Origin of the sequence: Sulfuricurvum sp. RIFOXYD12_FULL_44_77, assembly GCF_001830725.1 — a bacterium.
GTDB classification, from domain to species: domain Bacteria; phylum Campylobacterota; class Campylobacteria; order Campylobacterales; family Sulfurimonadaceae; genus Sulfuricurvum; species Sulfuricurvum kujiense_A.
The window spans coordinates 1-1,727 of the sequence record NZ_MIBU01000095.1; the positions used below are offsets into that span (position 1 = coordinate 1).

Consider the following 1,727-nt stretch of genomic DNA (forward strand, 5'->3'; position numbering starts at 1 on the left):
CGGTGTCCCCCCGCCGAAATGGAGCTGGATAACCGAACGATTCACATCGATATGTTGAGAAAGGATCTCAAGCTCACGAATCAGATAATCGATATAACGCTCTTTTTTATCCTCTTTAGAGGTAAAAACGACGTTACAGCCGCAAAAATAACAGGCATTTTTACAAAACGGCAAGTGAAAATAAAGGGATAATGGACGCGTCACGTCTTGCGAATGGAGCTTTGAGAGATAACTGTCGTAATCAAAACTCTCACTAAACTCTAACGCTGTCGGATAGCTCGTATAGCGTGGTCCCGGCTTCGAATATTTGGTAAATTTGTCAAAATCAAGCATATTTATTCCCTATCATCCCTGTGAATGTCGCGATTATGCCCCTTTTGGGTTGAATAACGGATAAAAAAGAAACATTATTCTATAATTGTGGGAAAATATCACAAAACATGAACGCTTTATTGTCGAGTTTTCTCGACATTGTGATAAAATCTTTAGACAATCACCCTATACAATAGAGGATGCAAACCAATGATAAAAGTTCTAGTCGTTGAAGACGACGAAGTAACCGCCATAAATTTGAAAATGTCATTAGAAAAGCAAGGGTATGACGTTATTTCAATAGCTGATAATGCCGTTACCGCCCGCAATAAAATCAAAATTTATAACCCCGATATTGCCCTTATCGACATCGGATTGCAAAAAACAATGGACGGCATCGAGTTGGCTCAATACATTCGAGATAAAAATCAACTCCCTTTTATCTATCTCACCGCACACTCCGATAACGATATGCTCTCCAAAGCCAAAAGAACCGAGCCTTATGGTTATATCGTTAAGCCTTTCGATCCGATCAATCTCCACACGACGATCCAAATGGCACTTTACCGCTTCAAAGAAGAGAAAAAACGGAACTCTAATATTGATGAACTCAAATCGGATCGTGAAGAGCTCGAAAAATTGGTCTATGCCAAAAAGCTCTCCGATAAACCTATTGTCGAGTTTGGCGAGGGGTATCGTCACGATACCGGTTTAGGGGAAACCTTTTACAAAAATCAAAAAATCAAACTCACCAAAAAAGAGAACGCTTTTATCCGCCTTCTTGTTGCCCAATTGGGAAGTGTCGTTGATTTCGAACAGGCTATTAATTATGTCTGGGAAACCAAAGGTGCCACCGATAATAGCGTTCGAACTCTCGTTTGGCGACTACGCTCCAAGCTCCCGACCGATGTGATTAAAAATGCTTCGGGTGTCGGATACTATTTAGAAGAGTAGTCATCCGACAAAACGCTTTTCAAATTCGAAGCAAAGCACTTCGTATGCTTCGACAAACTCAAATTCTTCTTCTTTTTCCATTGCAGCGCTTTCAATCACATAGGCGAGTCTAGAGAGTTCATCAAAACGAAAATTGGCACTAGAGCCTTTGATCGTATGGGCTATAAAAGCAATATTTTCATACTCTCTTTTTTCAATACTGTTTGAAAGCTCTCGAAGCGATTGCCCCATTTTTTGATGATAAATACCCAAAAGATAATCAATTTGATCTTTCTCAAGCATCAAGGCACTTTTGAGATGATCCATATCAATGTGGGGCCATTTTGACACAGATACACTACTCGGCTCCGCTTCGGGTAAAACACTCGCCTTCAAATAGCGTTCAAAAATCTGTTCAATCTCTTTAATGACGATCGGCTTTCCTAAAAAAGCGTCATAGCCGTTTTGAAGTGAGCGCTCAC

Annotated in this window: 2 protein-coding genes and 1 pseudogene; 1 reads left to right on the forward strand and 2 read right to left on the reverse strand. The window is 40.4% G+C overall.

From position 1 onward, the window contains the following. A pseudogene (locus A2517_RS04280) lies at positions 1-333 on the reverse strand (coproporphyrinogen III oxidase); the annotation flags it as partial. 189 nt (positions 334-522) lie between these two features. Between A2517_RS04280 and A2517_RS04285 the strand changes: the two are divergent. Continuing rightward, entirely contained in the window at positions 523-1,266 is a 744-nt protein-coding gene (locus A2517_RS04285) for a response regulator (RefSeq protein WP_294894492.1), read from the forward strand. Here A2517_RS04285 and A2517_RS04290 read toward each other — a convergent pair. Next, positions 1,267-1,727: Hpt domain-containing protein (locus A2517_RS04290; RefSeq protein WP_294894493.1), on the reverse strand; the 461-nt coding region annotated here is incomplete at its 5' end.

Coding starts and splice junctions, on each gene's coding strand:
- A2517_RS04285 (WP_294894492.1), top strand. CDS start 523: ATGATAAAAGTTCTAGTCGTTGAAGACGACGAAGTAACCGCCATAAAT.